Origin of the sequence: Thiohalocapsa halophila (genome assembly GCF_016583825.1) — a bacterium.
GTDB classification, from domain to species: Bacteria; Pseudomonadota; Gammaproteobacteria; order Chromatiales; family Chromatiaceae; genus Thiohalocapsa; species Thiohalocapsa halophila.
This window is the reverse complement of record NZ_NRRV01000145.1, coordinates 1-2940: the sequence shown is the minus strand read 5'-3', so window position 1 is coordinate 2940 and position 2940 is coordinate 1. Positions and strand designations below refer to the sequence as shown.

3 protein-coding genes and 1 other RNA gene are annotated in these 2940 nt (G+C 63.6%); 1 reads left to right on the top strand and 3 read right to left on the bottom strand.

The window, feature by feature from the left end:
• The coding region (locus CKO31_RS25440) for a LexA family protein (RefSeq protein WP_274607816.1) at positions 1–269 on the top strand (269 nt) is incomplete at its 5' end.
• 60 nt (positions 270–329) lie between these two features.
• On the opposite strand, the gene CKO31_RS25435 is transcribed toward CKO31_RS25440, so the two are convergent.
• From CKO31_RS25435 to ssrA, 3 genes are all read right to left on the bottom strand, one after another.
• Positions 330–1304, bottom strand: coding sequence for an endonuclease/exonuclease/phosphatase family protein (locus CKO31_RS25435; RefSeq protein ID WP_200243523.1), 975 nt, complete (start codon positions 1302–1304; stop codon positions 330–332).
• A gap of 153 nt (positions 1305–1457) precedes the next feature.
• Positions 1458–2651 (bottom strand): tyrosine-type recombinase/integrase, encoded by a 1194-nt coding sequence (locus CKO31_RS25430; RefSeq protein ID WP_200243521.1) that lies wholly within the window; start codon positions 2649–2651, stop codon positions 1458–1460.
• 162 nt (positions 2652–2813) lie between these two features.
• Positions 2814–2940: a transfer-messenger RNA gene (ssrA, locus tag CKO31_RS25425) on the bottom strand; the annotation flags it as partial.

Here is a 2940-nt window from a genome sequence, read left to right as displayed (position 1 = left end):
ATGTCCTGCAGATCGCGGGGGATTCGCTGTGCGAGGCCGGCATCCTCGACGGCGACTATGTCGTTATCGAGCAGCGCGATCATGCCCGCAACGGCGAGATCGTCGTCGCGCTGATTCGGGGCGAGGAGGTCACCCTCAAACGCATCCTGCAGGAGCCGGGCCGCGTGCTGCTCTATCCCGAGAACAGCGCCATGCAAGCCATGGAGTATCACCCGGACGAGGTGCAGATCCAGGGTGTCTTGGTGGGGCAGATGCGGCGGTATCGATAAGCCGCGGCCGGGAGTCCTGCGAAGACCCCAAGCTGACATGTCTGTCGGAGTCCGCCGCAGTCAGATCGCGAGCTCCGCCCAGAGCGGATCGTGATCCGAGACGCGCCAGGAGATCTCGTTGCGGGTCAGATTCGTGTCCGTGTAGACGTACGGCAGGAAATCGACAAAGCCGCCGCGGCGGTAGTCCATCGACAGACCGCCGGCACCGTCGAGCTCGGCGAACCATGCGATCTGATCGTAGTACTTGTCCGTCGTCGCCTCACCCGGCTCGGCGAAGATGGAGCGGGGCACATCGGCCAGGTCTGGCGGAACGGTCAGACCAGTGGAGGTGAACGCTTGCCAGAGAGGATCGTCGCGCCGGTCGATGTTGAAGTCACCAAGCGCGATGAGGTCCTGCGAGCAGGCGTTGGTGCGTTCCGCCCACTCGCGCATCCAGCGGGCGATGCCGCGCAACTCGGCGGTGCGATCTGCGGGTGCATCGCCGTACTTCACATGCAGCGTCACCAGGATAAAGGTGTGCTGACCCGCGCGAAAGCTGACGGCGTAGGGTGTCCTCGCGAACTGACGTCGGAGCGCATCAGGCGAGACTTCGGCGAGCCACTCTTCGGGCACGACCAGCTCGCAGGCCAAACCCGACGGCTCCACCCGTCGGCGGTCGTACAGGTAGGCCATGCGCTCACTGTTGCCGGCGGAACCAGCGGTGACGTCGGTCATCAGGAAGGCCCAGTTCGACCCCAACCACTTGATGAGGTCGCGCAGTGCGCGAAGGTCACCCTTGACCTCCTGCAGCGCGATGATGTCGAAGCGTCGGATGATCTCGCCGATGGCGCGCAGACCGCGCAGGTCGCGCTTCGGCGAATCGTCCCCACCGGCGGTCCACTCCCGCGTCAGCGACGAGAAAGCGCGCAGGTTCCAGGTCGCGATCAGCAGATTCTCGTCGAGGCGCTTGGACGGGAGTACCCCGCCGATGTGGCGTAAGAGGGCGTCGATGTCGGCCTGGACCGCGGGCGATGGAGGATCATTGAGTGACGCCAAGGTTGTCCTTCGATCGAGCGCGTTGCCGGGAGCTTAGTCTCGGCAGTCTACGCGATCGCCGCAGTGCGCCTCAGTCCCATGATTCTCGGCGGCTTCAAGCTTTTCTGGCCGGCCGGTCAAGAGGGTCAATCTGCCACAAGCGCCGAAAGGCCGCTACGCGGTCTCCCTGCCGGCTTTGAGGTCATACAAGTAGTCGGCCCATGCCTGCATCATCTTGCGCCGGTCCGCTAGGTGCGCCGTGCGGTTGTATGCCCGACCATTCGGATCACGGACAGTATGGGCCAACTGATGCTCGATATAGTCGGGACGAAAGCCGAGGACTTCGTCGAGGATGGTCCGCGCCATGGCGCGAAAACCGTGGCCGGTCATCTCCGATTTCTCGATACCCATGCGGCGCATCGCCGCGAGGATCGCGTTGTCGCTCATCGGGCGATCGGCGCTCCGCGCGCTCGGGAACACGTAGCGGCCGTCGCCGGTCAGTGGTTGAAGCTCGCTAAGAATTTCGACGGCCTGGCGCGACAAGGGGACGATGTGTGGGGTGTTGGTCTTGGTGACGGTGTAATGCCACTCCGCACCTTCAAGGTCGATGTCCGTCCATTGTGCGTGGCGCAACTCTCCTGGGCGGACGAAAACTAAAGGAGCCAGCCTGAGTGCGCAGCGGACAGTTACTGTGCCCCGGTAGCTGTCGACAACCCGAAGCATCTCTGCAGCTTGCGCCGGATCCGTGACTGCTGAGAAATGGCCGGCCTTGACTGGCGGCAGTGCGCCGCGGAGGTCTGCTGTAGGGTCACGCTCCGCTCGTCCCGTTGCCACCGCGAACCGAAAAACCTGCCCGCAATTCTGAAGCGCCCTGTGGGCTGTCTCCAAGGCCCCCCGATCCTCGATTCGGCGGACTGCTTTCAAGACCTGTGGCGGCGTCAGGTCGGCGACAGCCGTCTTGCCGATCCATGGGAAGATGTCTCGTTCTAAGCGTCGGATGATCCGACTCGCGTGGCTCGGTACCCAGTTCGGCGAGTAGCGCTCGAACCACTCGCGGGCAACAACTTCGAAGCTGTTTGCAGCGTGCTCGGAGCTTGTGGATCGCTGGGCCTTACGGTTTACGCTCGGGTCCACGCCTTCGCTCAGCAGCCGACGCGCGCTGTCGCGGCGCGCTCGGGCATCCTTGAGCCCGACATCAGGGTAGACGCCGAGGGAGAGACGCTTCTCCTTGCCCTCGAAGCGGTACTTCAGCCGCCACCACTTACCCCCGCTTGGGGAAACCTCCAGATAGAGGCCGCGCTCGTCGAAGAGCTTCACAGCCTTCGTACTGGGCTTCGCGCTGCGTACCTTGGCATCAGAAAGAGGCATGGGGGCAACTGGTCAGGAAGCCGGTGCAGTTGCCCCAAATGTTGCCCCCATGGGTCCGGGATGTCAAAGAACTTGGCCGGTCAGTCGGGGACCATGCTGACACAAAAAAGCCCGCTCGTGAGCGGGCTTAGGGCGATTCTGGAATGTTCCAGGATGGTGTAATGGTGGAGGCGGCGGGAATCGAACCCGCGTCCGCGAGCCCTCCGCCGTCGGTCCTACATGCTTAGTCCGCTCTATTGTGTTTAACCTTCCACCGCCCGAGGGACAGGGCGACTGGTCGGCGATCCCG

Bases quoted from the DNA above. Each gene is read 5' to 3' on its own strand.
- CKO31_RS25430 (WP_200243521.1), bottom strand. From the start codon at position 2,651: ATGCCTCTTTCTGATGCCAAGGTACGCAGCGCGAAGCCCAGTACGAAG.